Here is a 17,196-nt window from a genome sequence, read left to right as displayed (position 1 = left end):
TTTTGCAGACGTGTGTGGCATGGCTCTTGCAATCGGAGGGCTCGCTAACCGATTGCCCATCCATCGTCCCCCGGAGATCACCATGTCCCAACTTCAACGCCCGGCCCGCCGCGCCATGCTCACGGTCGCCGCAGCCGCCTGCGTGCTCTGCGCCCTGCCCGCCCACGCCGCCGACACGATCAAGATCGGCCTGATCACCGCGCTCTCGGGCCAGTCCGCCCGCGCCGGCGAAGCGCTGACCCGTGGCATGACGATCGCCATCGACGAGATCAACGCCAAGGGCGGCCTGCTCGGCGGCCGCAAGCTCGAACTCGTGCGCCGCGACGACGAAGGCAACCCCGCCAAGGGCGTGCTGGCCGCGCGCGAGCTGATCTACAAGGAGAAGGTGGCGGTGCTGTTCGGCGGCCTCGATACGCCGGTCTCGATGGCCATCGTGCCCATCGCGAACCAGGAGAAGGTGCCGTTCGTGGGCCCGTGGGCCGCGGGCACGCCGATCACGCACAACGGCGCGAATCCGAACTACGTGTTCCGCGTGTCGGCCGTGGATGAAGTCGTGGACAAGGCCATGCTCCAGTACGCGCAGAAGGCGTTCGGCGCCAGCAAGGTGGGCCTGATCCTTGTGAACAACCCGTGGGGCGAGTCGAACGAGAAAGGCATCGTCGCCGCGCTGACGGCCAAGGGCATGAAGCCGGCCGGCATCGAGAAGTTCGAGGCGAACGACGTGGACGTGGTGCCGCAGCTGGGCCGCCTGAAGGCCGCGGGTGCCGATGTGCTGCTGATGGTCGGCAACGTGGGCCCGTCCGCGCAGGTGGTCAAGTCGCTCGACCGCATGGGCTGGAAGGTGCCGGTGGTATCGCACTGGGGTCCGGCCGGCGGCCGCTTCACCGAACTCGCGGGTCCCAACGCGAAGAATGTCCACTTCGTGCAGACATACAGCTTCTTCGGCCAGCAGACGCCGGTCAGCACGCGGGTGGTCAACGCGCTCAAGGCCAAGTACAGCGACGTCAAGGGTCCGGACGACATCACGCCGGCCGTCGGTGTGGCCAACGCCTACGACGCCATGCAGCTGGCCGGGCTCGCCATCGCGCAGGCCGGCAGCACCAAGGGCGATGCGATTCGCGAGGGCTTCTACAAGATCGACCGTTACGAAGGCCTGATCAAGACCTACGTCAAGCCGTTCAACGCGCAGACGCATGACGCGCTGAGCGAGAACGACTACGTGTGGGCGCAGTTCATCGACAACCGCATCGTTCCGGTCGGCAGCACGAAGTAATCGGCATCACCGAAGTTATCAAGGATTCACCATGCTTTGGATTTCCGCGCTGATCAGCGGGCTGGGCCTGGGCAGCATGTACGGGCTCATGGCACTCGGCTTCCACATTACCTACGCGGTCTCCGCGACGGTCAACTTCGCGCAGGGCAGCTCGATGATGCTCGGCGCGGTGCTGACCTACACTTTCGCGCAGACGCTGGGCTGGCCGATGCCGCTCGCGATCGTGCTCGCACTGGCACTGTGCGCGCTCTATGGCCTCGCCGTCGAGTTCCTCGCGGTGCGGCCGTTCGCGAGCCGCGGATCCAATGCATGGCTGATGGCCACGGTCGCGCTCGGCATCGTGCTCGACAACGTGGTGATGCTCTGGTTCGGCACCGAGCCGCGCAGCCTGCCGTCGCCGCTGGCGATGTCGTCGCTGCAGCTCGGCGACACGGGCGTCGGCGTCTATCCGCTGCAGCTCGTGATTCCCGTCGTGGGCCTCGCGCTCGCGGCCGTGCTGCACTACGTGCTGCGCCGCTCGCGCTGGGGCGTGGCAATGCTGGCCGTGGTGCAGAACCGCGACGCCGCGCGCCTGATGGGCATTCCCATTCGCCGCACCATCGCCGTGGCCTTCGCGCTGTCGACGCTGCTGGCCGGCGTGGCCGGCGTGCTCATCGCGCCGCTGTTCAACGTGCAGGCCGACATGGGCACCGTGTTCGGTCTCAAGGCATTTGCCGTGGCGATTCTCGGCGGTCTGTCGAGCGCCTGGGGCGTGATGATCGCGGGCCTGATCTTCGGCGTCGCGGAAGCGCTCGTCACCGCCTCCCTCGGCTCCAGCTACACGCAGATCATCACGTTCGCGCTGGTGATCGCGCTGCTCGCCCTGCGCCCCGATGGCCTGTTCGGCCGCGCGGAGGTTCGCAAGGTATGAACTCGCCCGCTTCCCAATCGATGACGTCTTCTTCCGCTGTGACTGGCTCCCAGTCCATCGTTTCCGCGCCGCTCAGGGCGCCGCTGCTCGGCCTCGGCTCGGCATGGCAGATCGGCGCCGTGTGCGCGTCGCTGCTGGCCGCGGCGGCGCTCGCCCTCACGCTCAACGGGTACTTCGTCTTCGTCATTGCCGGCGTGGCCATGCTCGCGCTGTGCGGCGTGGGCCTGAACCTGCTGCTGGGCCTGACCGGGCAGGTGTCGTTCGGCCACGTCGGGTTCTATGCGATCGGCGCCTATACGGTCGCGATTCTCACGGGGCAGTTCGGCTGGTCGTTCTGGGCCGCGTGGCCCGTGGCCACGCTGCTCGCCGCCGTGCTGGGCGCCCTGCTCGCGCTGCCCGCGCTGCGCGTGAAGGGACCGGGCCTCGCCATGGTCACCATCGCGTTCGGCTTTATCGTCGAGCACGGCGCGGTCGAATGGCGCGCCATTACCGGCGGCCAGAACGGCCTGATGGGCATTGCGCAGCCGATGCTGCCCGGCGTCGAGGGCGGCGAACGTGCGATCGCCCTCATCGCCATCGTCGCGCTCGGCATCGCCGTCGCCGGCTATGCGCGCATCTCGCGCGGCAGCTGGGGCGCGGCGATGCGCGCGGTGCGCGACAGCGAAACCGCCGCCGCGTCCATCGGCATCGACCCGCTCGTGGTCAAGACCGTCGGCTTTGCGTGCTCGGCCGCGCTGGCGGGCCTTGCCGGCGGCCTGTTCGCGCCGCTGCAGGGGATGATCACGCCGGGCATGTTCTCGTTCCTGCAATCGATCCTGTTCGTGCTGGTCGTGATGATCGGCGGCGCGGGCACGGTGGCCGGGCCGCTCGTGGGTGCCGTGGTCGTCGGCCTGCTGCCCGAGATGCTGTCGAGCCTCGAGAATCTGCGGCTGCTGTGTTTCGGCCTGCTGCTGCTCGTGGTGCTGTGGGTGGCGCCGAGCGGCATCGTGGGCGTGGTGGTCGATATCTTCCGCCGCTTCCGTGCGCCGGGCGCGCAGGCGGGCCCACATGCGGAGGGCCGCCATGCGGGCGATACCGTCTCGCTGCCCGCGCGCGCGCCCGAGTCGCGCCGCGGCCTGTCGGCGCTGGGCCTGTCGATGGTGTTCGGCGGCGTGCGCGCGGTGGACAGCCTCTCGTTCGAGCTGCCGGCCGCCAGCGTCACGAGCCTGATCGGCCCGAACGGCGCCGGCAAATCGACGGTGCTCAACATGCTGTCGGGCTACTACCGTCCGCGCGAAGGCGGCCGCCGCCTCGGCGCGGCGCCGCTCGCCTCGCGCGGCGCGTGCCATAGCGCGCGCCAGGGTATCGCGCGCACCTACCAGACCACGCAGCTGTTCGCGGGCATGAGCGCGCTCGACAACGTTGCCATCGCGCTCGCGGGCGGCCGCCTGGGCACGCTGTTCGGCATCGCGCGCTTTACCGCGCCGGCCGTGCGCGAGCAGGCGCGCGCGCTGTTGCGGGCGTGCGGTTATGCGGGCGACCCCGACACGAGCGCGGCCGATCTCGCGCACGTCGATCGCCGCCTCGTGGAGATTGCCCGCGCGCTGGCCACGCAGCCGTCGGTGCTGCTGCTCGACGAACCCGCGGCCGGTCTCTCGCGCGAGGACAAGGCCACGCTCGGCGCGCTGCTGCGCCGCATCGCGGACAGCGGTGTGGCGGTGGGCCTCGTCGAACACGATATGTCGCTCGTGATGGATGTCTCCGACGGCATCGTCGTGATCGATGCGGGCCAGCGGCTCGCGATGGGCACGCCGGTCGAGATTCGCAACGATCCGTCCGTGCGGCGCGCGTATCTGGGCGAAGCGTCCGCGACGCCCGTGCGCTCGCGCTCCCGTAGCGCCGCCGCGGACCAGCTTCCACCCGAGGTGCTCGGCGTGAGCGCGCTGCGCGCGGGCTACGGAGCGGCGCCCGTGCTGCACGACGTCGATCTGCAGGTGCGCGAGGGCGAGATGGTCGCGCTGCTCGGCGCCAATGGCGCGGGCAAGTCCACGCTGATGCGCGCGCTCGCGGGCCTGCATCGGCCCGTGAGCGGGGGCATCACGTTCGACGGCACCGATCTCTCGCGTCTCGATGCCGCGCGCATCGCGGAAATGGGCGTGGTGCTCGTGCCCGAAGGCCGCCAGGTCTTCCCCGAACTCTCGGTGCTCGACAACCTGCGCCTCGGCGCATTTCCGTCGGGCCGCATCTCGCGCGCCGAGATGATGCAGCGCGTGGAGTCGATGTTCGCGCGGTGGCCGCGCCTGCGCGAGCGCCAGCACCAGCGTGCAGGCCTGCTGTCCGGCGGCGAGCAGCAGATGCTGGCCGTGGCGCGCGGACTGATGTCGCGCCCCACGGTGATGCTGCTCGACGAGCCCTCGCTGGGCCTCGCGCCGAAGGTCATCGACGAACTGTTCGCGTCGCTGGACACGCTGCGCGAGTCGTCGATGACGATCCTGCTCGTCGACCAGATGGCGGCGCTCGCGCTGTCGCTGGCCGATCGCGCCTACGTACTGGAAGAAGGCCGCGTGGTTGCGAGCGGTCCCGCCGAGGCGCTGGCGAAAGATCCGGCGCTCGTACAGGCTTATCTCGGAGGCCACGACGCATGACAGGCACGCTCGCTCACTCCACCCGGGGCATGGTCACGAGCCCGCACGCGCTGGCGAGCGAAGCCGGCGCGGCGATCCTGCGCGCCGGTGGCAATGCCATCGAGGCGGCCATCGCGATGGGCGCGACGCTGGCCGTCACCTATCCGCATTTCACGGGACTCGGCGGCGATGCGTTCTGGATCGTCAGCGATCGTGACGGCAATGTGCAGGGGCTCTCCGGTATCGGACAGGCCGCGATGACGCCCCCCGCCTATGACGGCGCGATTCCCGTGCGCGGGCCCGGCTCCGCGCTGACCACGGCAGCCACCGTCGATACGTGGGATCGCGCGTTTGCGCTGAGCCGCGATCGCTGGGGCGGCAAGCTCGCGTGGCCGCGGCTGTTCGAGGCCGCGATCGCGCATGCGGATGCGGGATTTCCGGTCACGCCGTCCCAACGCTTCTGGCAGGACTTCCGCGCCGGGGAGCTGCGCGCGCATCCGGAGCAATGGCCCGGTTTCGCGGCAACGTTCATGCCGGACGGACGCATGCCCGAAGTCGGCGAAACGCTGCGGCAGCCGGCGCTTGCGCGCAGCCTCGCGCGCATTGCCACGCATGGCGCGCGCGAGTTCTACGAAGGCCAGCTTGCCGAGCGCATCGTCGCGGGGCTGCAGGCCGCGGGGTCGCCGCTGACGATGGCAGATCTTGCCGCGACGCGCGCGCGTGAAGAAGCGCCATTGCGCGTACCGTACCGCGGGGGCGAGCTGCTGAGCCTCGCGCCGCCCACGCAGGGCATTACCACGCTGCAGATCATGGGTATTCTCGACCGGTTCGATGTCGCGAGCGTGACCGAGGGCAGCGCCGATTACTACCATCTGCTCGTGGAGGCCGTGAAACAGGCATTTATCGAACGCAACCGGTATGTCGCGGACCCCGAGTTCGCCGACGTTCCCGTTGCGGCGATGCTCTCGCGCGAACGGCTCGATACGCTGGCCGCGCGCGTGGACCGCGCGCGGGCGCTGCCGTGGCCGCATGTGTATCAGCATGGCGATACGGTCTATCTGGCGGCGGCCGATAGCGAGGGACGCTGCGTGAGCGTGTTGCAGACCGTGTATTTCGACTGGGGCAGCGGTGTCGTGGCGGGCGACACCGGTATCCTGTGGCACAACCGGGGCGCGGCCTTCAGTCTCGCGCCCGGTCATCACAATGCGCTCGCGCCGGGCAAGCGGCCGTTTCACACGCTCAATCCGGGGATGTATCTCAAGCAGGGGCGGCCGTGCCTGCTCTATGGCACGCAAGGTGCGGACGGACAGCCGCAGACGCTGTCCACGGTGCTCACGCGGCTGATCGACCATGGCATGAATCCGCTGCAGGCGCTCTCGCAGCCACGGTTCCTGCTGGGGCGGACGTTCTCCGATACGCGCGATACGCTCAAGCTCGAGGCAGACGCGGGTGACGGCGTGATGACGGCATTGACGCGCCTGGGCCATGAAATCAGCCCGATTGCCGCGCAAAGTCCGCTTGCCGGACATCCTGGCGTCATAGCGATCACGCACGATGACTATCGGCTGGCCGGCGCGCACGATCCGCGCAGCGATGGGCTGGCCATCGGTCTCTGAGAGGCACAGAAACTTTTCGCAGATCTTTATGCAAAGGCCCTGCGTTTTGTAGCGGTTTTGTACTTCTCCGGAACCCCGGGGGGATGCCCTCGTCAAAGCAATGACTGCTGAATGCGGCCATCATGCGCCGCAGCATGCCGCCACTCGAAAGACGCTCTCATTCTGGAAGCGTCGCCGCGTCCCCAGCAAACCGCTCCCCTCTCGCCAAGGAGAACACTGTGCTGAGCCCACATGAACTTGCCACGCTGATGTTGATCGGCAGTGGCCCGCATACTCGTACCGATACGACACCGGACCATCCCGAGATCGATCCGGTCGATCTCGACGCGTTGATCGCGCGACAACTGGTCAGCATCGAATCCTCGGAGGATCGATCGCTGCCCCAGATCACCGACCACGGCCGCTCGATGCTGAAGGCCGTCGGCCGCGACTGCTGAACCCGACCTGTTGACCACAACCGGCTGGCAATCCGACATCCCGGCCCGGCTCGACCGGCTGCCATGGTCTCCATGGCACTGGCGCGTCGCGATCGCCCTTGGCATCGCATGGGTACTCGATGGGCTGGAGGTCACGCTGGTCGGCTCCGTGGGAGCCGTGCTCGAGCGCTCCGATACGCTGGCGCTCACTGCCGCGCAGGTAGGCTGGAGCGGCTCGCTCTACATTCTCGGCGCCGTCACCGGTGCCCTCGTTTTCGGCCGCATGGCCGACCGCCTCGGCCGCAAACGGCTGTTTCTCGCGACGTTGTTCGTCTATATGGGCGCGACGCTGGCCACGGCGTTCTCCCCCGATTTCGCGTTTTTCGCCGTTTGCCGGTTTCTCACGGGGCTTGGCATCGGCGGCGAATATGCGGCCATCAATTCCGCGATCGACGAACTGATTCCCGCGCGCGTGCGCGGCCGCGTGAATCTTGCGATCAATGGCAGCTTCTGGCTCGGTGCCGCGCTCGGCGCGGGCTTGAGCCTCGTGGTGCTGGACCCGCGCGTGCTGGGCCCCGTGTGGGGCTGGCGCGCGTGCTTCGCGCTCGGCGCGGTGCTCGCGGTGGCCATCGTGCTGATTCGACGGCATGTGCCCGAGAGCCCCCGATGGCTCGCCACGCATGGGCGGCACGAGGAAGCCGAACGGATCATCGCGCAGATCGAGGCCGAGGTGACGCGACAGCGCGGGCCGCTCGCGGACGTGCCCGCCACGCATGCGAAGGTCGCCTACGCGGGCCGGCCGTCGCCGTCGCTGCGCGAAGTGGTCGGCATCCTGCTGAAACGCTATCGCACGCGCAGCGTGGTGACGTTCGTGCTGATGGTGTCGCAGGCATTCTTCTACAACGCGATCTTCTTTACCTACGCCCTCGTCCTCACGCGCTTCGAAGGCGTGGCCGAGGAACGCGTGGCGCTCTACCTGTTCCCGTTCGCGCTGGGCAACGCCGCGGGTCCGCTTATCCTCGGCCCGCTGTTCGACCGCATCGGCCGGCGCAAGATGATTGCGCTGACCTACTGCCTGTCGGGCGCGGGCCTCGCCGCAACGGGCTATGCGTTCATGCACGGCATGCTCGACGCGAGGTCCCTCGCGCTCTGCTGGTCCGGCGTCTTCTTCCTCGCCTCGGCGGCCGCGAGCTCGGCCTATCTCACCGCGAGCGAAGTGTTCCCACTGGAAATGCGCGCGCTCGCCATCTCCATCTTCTATGCGGTGGGCACGGGCACGGGCGGTTTCATCGCACCGGTGCTGTTCGGCACCCTGATCGAAACGGGCAGCCGCGACGCGGTGGCAGCGGGCTACGGCATCGGCGCGCTACTGGTCATCGTGGCGGGGCTGCTGGCATTGCGATACGGCGTCGATGCCGAACGCCGATCGCTCGAGGACATCGCGCCGCCGTTGGGCGTGGACGCCTAGCTCAGCCCATCCAGCACGATATGCTGCCCGTGCATCGCCTGCGCGCCTTCGGAAGCGAGGAAGGCGATGGTTCTGGCGGCGGTGCCGGTCGAGACCCAGCGGGCGGGGTCCGATGACGGCATGCCGTTGCGGTTGGCCGGGGTGTCGAGGATGCTCGGGGCGATGCTGTTGACGTTGATACCGGCGTCCCGGACTTCGCGGGACAGGCTTTCGACGAGGCGCTGCAGGGCGCTCTTGGACGCGATATAGGCCCCCATCGTGGCGGCACCTGCCGAGGCGGCACGCGCGGTGACCGCGATGACCTTGCCGCTGCGCTGGAACATCATCGCGGGAATGAAATGGCCCGTGACGGCGATGAAGGACCACGCATTCAGGTCCATCATGCGCGTCCACGATTCGCGGCTCAGCGTATGCGTGGGTTCGCCCATCTCGAAACCGCCGGCCACGTGGACCAGCACATCGACCGAGCCGAACGCGTCGAGGATCGCCGCGGCAACGGGCGCCATCGCGGCGTCGGACGTCACGTCCGCCGCGTGCAGCAGATGGCCGCCGTGGTCCGGCTCCGGATGCGCGAAGACGCTTTGCAGGTGCTGCAGGCTGTGGTCGATCAGCGCGAGCCGGGCGCCCTCGCCCGCGAAGCGGCTGGCCACCGCGCGGCCCAGCGCGCCGGCCGCGCCGGTAATGACGACATGACGCACAGGCTGGCGTGGCGTGTTGGCTTCCATCGCAATCTCCGGGGCTGAGGGTCTTTACACCATAGAACCCCCACTGCCTGGCTGCCAGTGCGGCGGTGCCTGCCGGCACCACAACTGTGCAGCGGCAAATGCCAAAAGTGTGTATGGCCCGCCGCCAGACGCTCGGCGATGATGCGGCTCCCCAGACCACCGCCACAGGACCCGAAGTGCCACCCTCCCGCACCAGCCAGAGCGCCACGCTCATCGCCGTCCTCGCGCTGATCGGGTCGATGGCATCGCTTTGCGTGGGCACCTCGTACGCCAAGAGCCTGTTCTCCGTGGTCGGCGCCCAGGGCACCACCGCGCTGCGCGTCGGATTCTCGGCGCTGATCCTGCTCGCGGTCTGGCGCCCATGGCGCCTGCCCTTGTCCGGCCACCACGCGCGTGTCATCGCGCTCTACGGTGCCTCCCTCGGCGCGACCAACCTGCTGTTCTATATGGCGCTGCGCAGCATTCCGCTCGGCCTGTGCATCGCGATCGAATTCATGGGCCCGCTGACGGTGGCCGTGCTGTCGTCGCGCCGGGCCATCGACTTCCTGTGGATCGGGTTCGCGGTGGTCGGGCTGTGGATGCTGCTGCCGCTGGGCGATGCGGCCACGCATCTGGATCCGGTCGGCCTGGGCTATGCGCTGGCAGCGGGCGTCGGCTGGGCGCTCTATATCGTGTTCGGGCAGATGGCGGGCAGCGCACACGGCGGGCAGGCCACGTCGCTGGGCCTGACGGTGGCGGCCATCGTGGTGTTTCCGTTCGGCATCGCGCATGCGGGCAGCGAACTGTTCGCGCCCTCGCTGCTGATCTCGGGGCTCGCGGTAGGCCTGCTCTCGAGCGCGATTCCCTATTCGCTGGAAATGGTGTCGCTCAAGCGGCTGCCGCGCCGGACGTTCGGCATCCTGCTGAGCCTGGAGCCCGCCATGGGCGCGCTAGCCGGGCTCGTGTTCCTGCATGAACAGCTGACGGCCGTGCAGTGGCTGGCCATTGGCAGCATCATCGTCGCGTCGATCGGGTGCACGGTGACCGCGCGCGGCAAGCGGAACGTTGCGGATGAAGGCGTCCCCGCCTGATCAGCCCTGGAACCAGTCGCGGGCGAGCCAGCTCTCGCGCGACGTGGTCGCCAGCGATAGCCGGACTTCGTGCGTGTACGCATCGCCGGGCGTGCGGCGCGTGCTGAAACCGAACTCGCGCATCAACGCCAGCATGCGGCGATTCTCGCTGAGCACGTCGCCGCGCATGCCCCGCAGGCCCTCGGCCCGCGCCAGCTGCCGGAGATGCTGAATCAGCCGGCGGCCCAGACCGCGTCCCTGCCACGCATCGGCGACCACGACCGCGAACTCCGCCTCATCGGCGTCGTTGACCACATAGACCGCATTGGCGACCACCTCGTCCCCATCCGTGACCACGAGCGCGATATTCCGCCCCTCGTGCCGACCAAGGACCCGGCTGATCACCGCATCGCCGACCTGCCCGCCCGACAGAAAACGGAAATAGCGCGATTCGCGCGACAACCCGTCGATAAACCGACGCAGTGCCGACATATCGTCGGTCCGGGCGCTCCGCACCTTGACTTCGCGATTGCCGCAGAGGGTCCAGTGCATCGCCGCGCCGTGCGCGTTGGTGTCATGCCGTGCCATGTCGAAACCTGACTATTTAATTCGTAGTCAGGAGTATAGGCACTATCCTGACTTTTGCAAATGAAGTCAGCGTGCTATTGTGGAAGCATCATGTCTTCCGCGACCCCTTCGACCCCCTCTTCCCTCCCCACCTCCTCTCCAGCGCCGCTGCCGCCACCTATCGACCTGAGCCAGTGCTCGATCGCGGCCGCGCTGTCTTTGGTGGGCGAAAAGTGGACGATCCTGATCCTGCGCGACGTGTTCTCGGGCGTCCGTCGCTTCGACGACTTCCTCGCGCGGCTTCAGTGCTCGCCCGCCGTCCTGTCGGCGCGGCTCAAGTCGCTGACCGAAGCCGGCCTGCTCCGCAAGGTCAGCTACAAGGAACCGGGCGAACGCGAACGGTTCGGCTATCACCCCACACGCTCGGCCGTCGAACTGCTGCCAGTGCTGGTGGGCCTCATGCAATGGGGCGACGCACACCTGACCTCCTGCGGCCAGGGCCCGGCCGAGGTCCGCGCGCGATCGTCCGGCCTGAAGGTCCGCGTGGCGCTCCTCGACGAGCATGGCGAGCCCGTGGCGCCGAACGATATGGTGCTGCAGGCGACCGAGCCCCCGACGGCATCCTGAACGCCGCGCGCTGCCCCAAAACGCTGCGCTGCACCATGACCGTGCGATCGCCCCATGGTGGCGCGCCGGTTACGGTGCATCGACCGGGCGTTTCCCGCACTTTCCGCTCGAATTAGTAACGCGAACGCCATATTCAGGCTTGGCACACGGCTTGCGATATAGGGAGCGGGCCGATCAACGGCGATCCGCCCACCCCACATCGCACGCTGGCTATTCCATGTAGCTGGCGGTAGGACAACGGCGTCCCCAGAACTGGTCCATGACCAGCCTCTCGGGACGCCTTTTGTTTTTGGAGCCACGAATGATCGGCAAAGCCACCCGAATCGATCTGCTGAGCATGAAAACGCCGCAGATGCGCGCCTTCCACCTGACCTGGATGGCGTTCTTCGTCTCGTTCTTCGCGTGGTTCGCCTGCGCGCCGCTGATGCCGGTGCTCAAGGGCGAATTCGGCCTGACGCCGAACCAGATTGCCAATATCAATATCGCGGCCGTCGCGGTCACGATTCTCGTGCGCCTGGTCATCGGCCCGATGTGCGACCGCTTTGGCCCCCGCAAGACCTACACCGGCCTGCTCGCCATCGGCGCCCTGCCCGTGCTTGGCGTGGCGCTGGCGCAGAACTACGAGACGTTCCTGTTCTTCCGCCTGCTGATCGGCGCCGTGGGCGCGAGCTTCGTCATCACGCAGTACCACACGTCCGTGATGTTCGCGCCCAACGTGGTCGGCACCGCCAACGCGGCGGCGGCCGGCTGGGGCAATGCGGGCGGCGGCGTGGCGCAGGGCCTGATGCCGCTGCTGCTCGGCGCCGTGCTGTTCCTCGGCGTGGACCACACGCTCGGCTGGCGCATCGCGCTGATCGTGCCCGGCGTGCTGATGCTGATCATGGCCGTCGTGTACTGGCGCTTCACGCAGGACTCGCCCGAAGGCAATTTCTCCGACCTGCGTGCCCGCGGCATTGCCGTTTCGGGTGGCAAGGGCGGTGGCGGATGGGCCAGCTTCCGCGCGGCCAGCGCCAACTACCGCGTGTGGATGCTGTTCATTACGTACGGCGCGTGCTTCGGCGTGGAGCTGTTCATCCATAACGTGGCGGCGACCTATTACGTCGATCATTTCGGCCTGTCGCTCAAGTCCGCCGGCCTCGCGGCCGCCAGCTTCGGCCTGCTCGCGCTGTTCGCCCGCGCGCTCGGCGGCTGGCTGTCCGACAAGGCCGCGCAGCGCCGTGGCCTCGACGCCCGCTCGATGCTGCTGTTCGTGTTCATCCTCGGCGAAGGCCTGGGCCTGCTGTGGTTCGCGCAAGCCTCGAGCGTGACGCTCGCGATCGTCGCGATGCTGCTGTTCGGCCTGTTCACCCATATGGCCTGCGGCGCGACGTATGCGCTGGTGCCGTTCATCGACCGCAAGGCGCTCGGCGGCGTGGCCGGCATCATCGGCGCCGGCGGCAATGTCGGCGCGGTGGCGGCCGGCTTCCTGATGAAGGGCCTCGGCGACCTGCACCAGACGCTCACGTGGCTGGGCATCACGGCCACGCTCGCGGCGCTGTGCGCCATCGCCGTCCGCTTCAGCGCGGAACACAAGGCCCGCGAGCAGGCGCTCTACGACAGCGCACTCGGCACGCAACCCTGAACAACACCCACATCCCCAGGACAGCCATCATGAAAATCGTTATCGTCGGGCACGGCATGGTCGGCCACAAGTTCCTCGAAGTCCTCGCCGAAGCGGACAGCAACGACGGCGCGGGCGACCTCGAGGTGACCGTGCTCTGCGAAGAGCCGCGCCCCGCTTATGATCGCGTGCATCTGTCCGAATTCTTCGCGGGCAAGTCGGCCGAGGATCTGTCGCTGGTGCCCGAAGGATTCTTCGAGCAGCACGGCAACATGCTGCTGCGCCTAAACGCGAAGGCCACGGCGATCGATACCGTCGCCAGGACCGTGACCGCGTCCACCGGCGAAACGCTGCCCTACGACAAGCTGATCCTGGCCACCGGTTCGTATCCGTTCGTGCCGCCCGTGCCGGGCAAGGACCGCACGGACTGCTTCGTCTACCGCACCATCGAAGACCTCGAGGCCATGCAGGAGTGCGGCACGCGCGCCAAGCGCGGCGTCGTGATCGGCGGCGGCCTGCTGGGCCTGGAATGCGCGAAGGCCTTGCGCGACATGAACCTGGAAACGCACGTGGTCGAGTTCGCGCCGCGCCTGATGGCGGTGCAGGTCGATGACGGCGGCGGTCGCATGCTGCGCCAGAAGATCGAATCGCTCGGCGTGACCGTGCACACCGGCAAGAACACCGTCGAGATCGTCGATGGCGAGACCGCGACCCATCGCATGAACTTTGCCGATGGCACGCACCTCGAGGTCGATATGATCGTGTTCTCGGCCGGCATCCGTCCGCGCGACGAACTCGCGCGCGCCAGCGGCCTCGCCGTCGGCGAGCGCGGCGGCATCGTGGTGGACAACAACTGCCTGACGTCGGACCCGCACGTGTACGCGATTGGCGAATGCGCGCTGTGGCAGGGCAAGATCTTCGGCCTCGTGGCCCCCGGCTACGACATGGCCCGCGTGGCCGCGAAGCATCTGCGCGGCCATACCGGTGAAGGCGCCGAGTTCGCGGGCGCGGACATGAGCACCAAGCTCAAGCTGATGGGCGTGGACGTGGCCAGCATCGGCGATCCGCACGGCAACGTGCCGGGCAGCCGCTCGTACCAGTTCACCGACGAACGCAAGCAGATCTACAAGAAGCTCGTGGTCTCCGACTGCGGCAAGTTTCTGCTGGGCGGCGTGCTCATCGGCGATGCCACCGAGTACGGCACGCTGCTGCAGATGATGCTGAACCGCATCGAGCTGCCGGAGTCGCCCGAATTCCTGATCCTGCCGTCGTCCGATGGCCAGGCGAGGCCCGCGCTCGGCGCCGACGCGCTGCCCGATACGGCCCAGATCTGCTCGTGCAACAACGTGAGCAAGGGCCAGATCTGCGCGGCCGTGACCGACGGCGCCACCAGCATCGGCGCGCTCAAGTCGTGCACGAAGGCCGGCACCGCTTGCGGCGGCTGCGTGCCGCTGGTGACGCAGATCATGAAGGCGGAGATGAAGAAGCAGGGCATGGCGGTGAACAACCACCTGTGCGAGCACTTCCCCTACTCCCGCCAGGAGCTCCACCACCTCGTCCGCGTGGGCAAGTTCCGCACGTTCGACGACCTGCTGGCCGCGCATGGCCACGGCATGGGCTGCGATGTCTGCAAGCCGACCGTCGCCAATATTCTGGCTTCGTGCTGGAACGACTTCGTGCTCCAGCACGACAACGCGAGCCTGCAGGATTCCAACGATTACTTCCTGGCCAATATCCAGAAGGACGGCACCTACTCGGTGGTGCCGCGCATGCCCGGCGGCGAAGTCACGCCGGACGGCCTGATCGCGGTCGGACAGGTGGCCAAGAAGTACGGCCTCTACACCAAGATCACGGGCGGCGCGCGCGTGGACATGTTCGGCGCGCGGCTGGAACAGCTGCCGCTGATCTGGGAAGAACTGATCGCGGCCGGCTTCGAATCGGGCCACGCCTACGGCAAGTCCCTGCGCACGGTGAAGTCCTGCGTGGGTTCCACATGGTGCCGCTATGGCGTGGACGATTCGGTGGGCCTCGCGATCGCACTCGAGAACCGCTACAAGGGCCTGCGCGCGCCGCACAAGATCAAGTTCGGCGTATCGGGCTGCACGCGCGAATGCGCCGAGGCACAGGGCAAGGACGTCGGCGTCATCGCCACGGAAAAAGGCTGGAACCTCTACGTCTGCGGCAATGGCGGCATGAAGCCGCGCCATGCGGAACTGCTCGCGGGCGACCTCGACCGCGACACGCTGCTGCGCTACATCGACCGGTTCCTGATGTTCTACATCCGCACCGCCGACCGCCTGCAACGCACGAGCGTCTGGCGCGACAACCTCGAGGGCGGCCTGGACTACCTGAAGTCGGTCGTCATCGACGACAAGCTCGGCATCGGCGCGGACCTCGAGGCCGACATGCAGCACGTGGTCGATACCTACGAGGACGAATGGAAGCGCGCGGTCACCGATCCGGCCACGCGTCAGCGCTTCCGCCATTTCGTCAACAGCGACGCGCACGACAACAACGTCGTGTTCATGGAAGAACGCGGACAGGTACGCCCCGCCACGCCGGAGGAACGGAAATTGCAGCACGCGAAGCTGCACCACATCCCCGTGGTAGCCGTGCCCGCAAACGCAGCATAAGCGCCGAGTAAGCGCCGAAAAACGAACGGAGAACGTGATGAGCCATACGCATCGGAACGAAACCTGGACCGCCATCTGCACCTTGCGCGATATCGTGCCCAATACTGGTGTGTGCGCGCTGGTCGACGACCAGCAGGTCGCCGTCTTCCGGATTGGCCGTGGCGAAGAGGTCTACGCAATCGCAAACTTCGACCCCAACTCGCAGGCGTCGGTGCTGTCGCGCGGCATCGTCGGCAATCTGGGCGAGCGGCTCGTGGTGGCCTCGCCGATCTACAAGCAGCATTTCGACCTGCGCACGGGCGAATGCCTGGAAGCCCCCGAGCATTCGGTGCAGGCGTTCTCGGCGCGCGTCTACGACGGAAAGGTATGGGTGGCCCAGGTCTCCGCCAGTGCGATGACGGAAGCCCAGACCGAGGAACTCGCGGCATGACGGTCTCGCCAGCTTCCCGCAAGCCTCGCCTCGTCGTGATCGGCAACGGCATGGCCGGCATGCGCACGGTCGAGGAACTGCTGAAGCTGGCGCCCGACCTCTACGACATCACCGTGTTCGGCGCCGAGCCGCACGGCAACTACAACCGCATCTTGCTGTCGCCGGTGCTCGCGGGCGAGAAGACCGTGGACGACATCATGCTGAATACGCGCGAGTGGTATGTGCAGAACGGCATCGAATTGTTCGCGGGCGATCCCGTCGTCGCGATCGACCGCCCGCGCCGCATCGTGCGCGCGCAGTCGGGCCGCGAAGTCGGCTACGACCGCCTGCTGATTGCCACGGGCTCCACGCCGTTCATCCTGCCGGTGCCGGGGCATACGCTGGATGGCGTCATCGCGTTCCGCGACATTCAGGATGTGGAAAAGATGCTGGCCGCCGCGCGCGATCACCGCCACGCCGTGGTGATCGGCGGCGGGCTGCTCGGGCTGGAGGCGGCCAACGGCCTGCTGCGTCAGGGCATGCAGGTCACGGTCGTGCACAACACCGACAGCCTGATGGAGCGCCAGCTCGACAAGCCCGCTTCCGCGCTGCTCAAGATCGCGCTCGAACGCAAGGGCCTGCGCTTCCTGCTCGCCGCGCAGACCGAGGCGATCCTCGGCGACGTCAGCGAGTCGCCGCGCGTGATCGGCGTGCGCTTCAAGGACGGCAGCGAGATCCCGGCGGACCTCGTCGTGATGACCGCTGGCGTGCGGCCGAACATCGCGCTCGCGGCCAGCGCCGGTCTGCATTGCGAACGCGCGATCGTCGTCGACGACACGCTGCAGACGTTCGACCCGCGCGTCTACGCCGTGGGCGAATGCGTGCAGCATCGCCAGGCCACGTTCGGCCTCGTGGCACCGATCTGGGATCAGGCGCGTGTCTGCGCCGCGCACCTCGCGGGCGCGGGCCATCGCCGCTACGTGCAGCAGGCCACCGCGACCAAGCTCAAGGTGACCGGCGTCGATCTGTATTCGGCCGGAGACTTCATCGGCGGCGAAGACAGCGAGGACCTCGTGCTGCGCGATCCGCGCCGCGGCATCTACAAGCGCCTCGTGCTGGAGCACGGGAAGCTCGTCGGCGCCGTGCTGTACGGGGACGTCAAGGACGGCCCCTGGTATTTCGACCTGATTCAGACGGGCCAGCCCGTGCAGGCCCTGCGCCAGCGCCTGCTGTTCGGCAAGGCGCAGTGCGAAGCGCTGCTGGCCGCCTGAACGGCATCCCCCTCAAGACTCGTAGAGAC

14 protein-coding genes are annotated in these 17,196 nt (G+C 67.8%); 12 read left to right on the top strand and 2 right to left on the bottom strand.

Features of this window, described 5'->3' with window-relative positions; all coding sequences use genetic code 11:
* Nucleotides 1-82: 82 nt before the first annotated feature.
* The 6 genes from FOB72_RS30625 to FOB72_RS30600 all read left to right on the top strand — a co-directional run bounded on the left by FOB72_RS30625 (nucleotide 83) and on the right by FOB72_RS30600 (nucleotide 8,286).
* Nucleotides 83-1,273: an ABC transporter substrate-binding protein gene (locus FOB72_RS30625; RefSeq protein WP_411859861.1), complete on the top strand. Its 1,191-nt coding sequence runs from the start codon at nucleotides 83-85 to the stop codon at nucleotides 1,271-1,273.
* A 31-nt stretch (nucleotides 1,274-1,304) separates the two neighbouring features.
* A complete protein-coding gene (locus FOB72_RS30620) occupies nucleotides 1,305-2,183 on the top strand; it encodes a branched-chain amino acid ABC transporter permease (RefSeq protein ID WP_150376978.1) in 879 nt (292 codons plus the stop codon).
* On the top strand, nucleotides 2,180-4,807 hold the full coding sequence (locus tag FOB72_RS30615) for an ATP-binding cassette domain-containing protein (RefSeq protein WP_223851651.1): 2,628 nt from the start codon (nucleotides 2,180-2,182) through the stop codon (nucleotides 4,805-4,807). The genes FOB72_RS30620 and FOB72_RS30615 overlap by 4 nt, the downstream gene beginning before the upstream one ends.
* Nucleotides 4,804-6,402 carry a gamma-glutamyltransferase family protein gene (locus FOB72_RS30610; RefSeq protein ID WP_223851650.1) on the top strand — a complete coding sequence of 533 codons (1,599 nt, stop codon included), beginning with the start codon at nucleotides 4,804-4,806 and terminating at the stop codon, nucleotides 6,400-6,402. The genes FOB72_RS30615 and FOB72_RS30610 overlap by 4 nt, the downstream gene beginning before the upstream one ends.
* Nucleotides 6,403-6,620: 218 nt before the next feature.
* On the top strand, nucleotides 6,621-6,839 hold the full coding sequence (locus tag FOB72_RS30605; RefSeq protein ID WP_150376977.1) for a hypothetical protein: 219 nt from the start codon (nucleotides 6,621-6,623) through the stop codon (nucleotides 6,837-6,839).
* A 10-nt stretch (nucleotides 6,840-6,849) separates the two neighbouring features.
* Nucleotides 6,850-8,286, top strand: a complete 1,437-nt coding sequence (locus FOB72_RS30600; protein WP_150376976.1) for an MFS transporter — start codon at nucleotides 6,850-6,852, stop codon at nucleotides 8,284-8,286.
* Here the strand turns inward: FOB72_RS30600 and FOB72_RS30595 are convergent.
* Complete coding sequence (locus tag FOB72_RS30595; RefSeq protein ID WP_150376975.1) at nucleotides 8,283-9,011, bottom strand: SDR family NAD(P)-dependent oxidoreductase; 729 nt, start codon at nucleotides 9,009-9,011, stop codon at nucleotides 8,283-8,285. The genes FOB72_RS30600 and FOB72_RS30595 overlap by 4 nt on opposite strands.
* Nucleotides 9,012-9,250: 239 nt before the next feature.
* On the opposite strand from FOB72_RS30595, the gene FOB72_RS30590 reads away from it, so the two are divergent.
* Nucleotides 9,251-10,081: an EamA family transporter gene (locus FOB72_RS30590; RefSeq protein WP_223851826.1), complete on the top strand. Its 831-nt coding sequence runs from the start codon at nucleotides 9,251-9,253 to the stop codon at nucleotides 10,079-10,081.
* On the opposite strand, the gene FOB72_RS30585 is transcribed toward FOB72_RS30590, so the two are convergent.
* Nucleotides 10,082-10,648 carry a GNAT family N-acetyltransferase gene (locus FOB72_RS30585; protein ID WP_150376974.1) on the bottom strand — a complete coding sequence of 189 codons (567 nt, stop codon included), beginning with the start codon at nucleotides 10,646-10,648 and terminating at the stop codon, nucleotides 10,082-10,084.
* 90 nt (nucleotides 10,649-10,738) lie between these two features.
* On the opposite strand from FOB72_RS30585, the gene FOB72_RS30580 reads away from it, so the two are divergent.
* From FOB72_RS30580 to FOB72_RS30560, 5 genes are all read left to right on the top strand, one after another.
* A complete protein-coding gene (locus FOB72_RS30580; RefSeq protein WP_223851649.1) occupies nucleotides 10,739-11,254 on the top strand; it encodes a winged helix-turn-helix transcriptional regulator in 516 nt (171 codons plus the stop codon).
* A 301-nt stretch (nucleotides 11,255-11,555) separates the two neighbouring features.
* Entirely contained in the window at nucleotides 11,556-12,875 is a 1,320-nt protein-coding gene (locus tag FOB72_RS30575; RefSeq protein WP_150376972.1) for an MFS transporter, read from the top strand.
* A 29-nt stretch (nucleotides 12,876-12,904) separates the two neighbouring features.
* Nucleotides 12,905-15,487 (top strand): nitrite reductase large subunit NirB, encoded by a 2,583-nt coding sequence (gene nirB / locus FOB72_RS30570; protein ID WP_150376971.1) that lies wholly within the window; start codon nucleotides 12,905-12,907, stop codon nucleotides 15,485-15,487.
* 37 nt (nucleotides 15,488-15,524) lie between these two features.
* Entirely contained in the window at nucleotides 15,525-15,917 is a 393-nt protein-coding gene (gene nirD, locus FOB72_RS30565) for a nitrite reductase small subunit NirD (protein ID WP_150376970.1), read from the top strand.
* Nucleotides 15,914-17,167 carry an NAD(P)/FAD-dependent oxidoreductase gene (locus tag FOB72_RS30560; RefSeq protein ID WP_150376969.1) on the top strand — a complete coding sequence of 418 codons (1,254 nt, stop codon included), beginning with the start codon at nucleotides 15,914-15,916 and terminating at the stop codon, nucleotides 17,165-17,167. The genes nirD and FOB72_RS30560 overlap by 4 nt, the downstream gene beginning before the upstream one ends.
* Nucleotides 17,168-17,196: the final 29 nt, after the last annotated feature.

Source organism: Cupriavidus pauculus, from assembly GCF_008693385.1.
GTDB lineage: Bacteria > Pseudomonadota > Gammaproteobacteria > Burkholderiales > Burkholderiaceae > Cupriavidus > Cupriavidus pauculus_D.
The sequence above is the reverse complement of the archived record's forward strand: the minus strand, read 5'-3'. Positions and strand labels throughout refer to the sequence as shown.

Bases quoted from the DNA above. Each gene is read 5' to 3' on its own strand.
- FOB72_RS30625 (WP_411859861.1), top strand. From the start codon at position 83: ATGTCCCAACTTCAACGCCCGGCCCGCCGCGCCATGCTCACGGTCGCC.
- FOB72_RS30590 (WP_223851826.1), top strand. From the start codon at position 9,251: ATGGCATCGCTTTGCGTGGGCACCTCGTACGCCAAGAGCCTGTTCTCC.
- FOB72_RS30585 (WP_150376974.1), bottom strand. From the start codon at position 10,648: ATGGCACGGCATGACACCAACGCGCACGGCGCGGCGATGCACTGGACC.
- FOB72_RS30595 (WP_150376975.1), bottom strand. From the start codon at position 9,011: ATGGAAGCCAACACGCCACGCCAGCCTGTGCGTCATGTCGTCATTACC.
- nirB (WP_150376971.1), top strand. From the start codon at position 12,905: ATGAAAATCGTTATCGTCGGGCACGGCATGGTCGGCCACAAGTTCCTC.
- FOB72_RS30560 (WP_150376969.1), top strand. From the start codon at position 15,914: ATGACGGTCTCGCCAGCTTCCCGCAAGCCTCGCCTCGTCGTGATCGGC.
- FOB72_RS30620 (WP_150376978.1), top strand. From the start codon at position 1,305: ATGCTTTGGATTTCCGCGCTGATCAGCGGGCTGGGCCTGGGCAGCATG.
- FOB72_RS30580 (WP_223851649.1), top strand. From the start codon at position 10,739: ATGTCTTCCGCGACCCCTTCGACCCCCTCTTCCCTCCCCACCTCCTCT.
- FOB72_RS30575 (WP_150376972.1), top strand. From the start codon at position 11,556: ATGATCGGCAAAGCCACCCGAATCGATCTGCTGAGCATGAAAACGCCG.
- FOB72_RS30615 (WP_223851651.1), top strand. From the start codon at position 2,180: ATGAACTCGCCCGCTTCCCAATCGATGACGTCTTCTTCCGCTGTGACT.
- nirD (WP_150376970.1), top strand. From the start codon at position 15,525: ATGAGCCATACGCATCGGAACGAAACCTGGACCGCCATCTGCACCTTG.
- FOB72_RS30610 (WP_223851650.1), top strand. From the start codon at position 4,804: ATGACAGGCACGCTCGCTCACTCCACCCGGGGCATGGTCACGAGCCCG.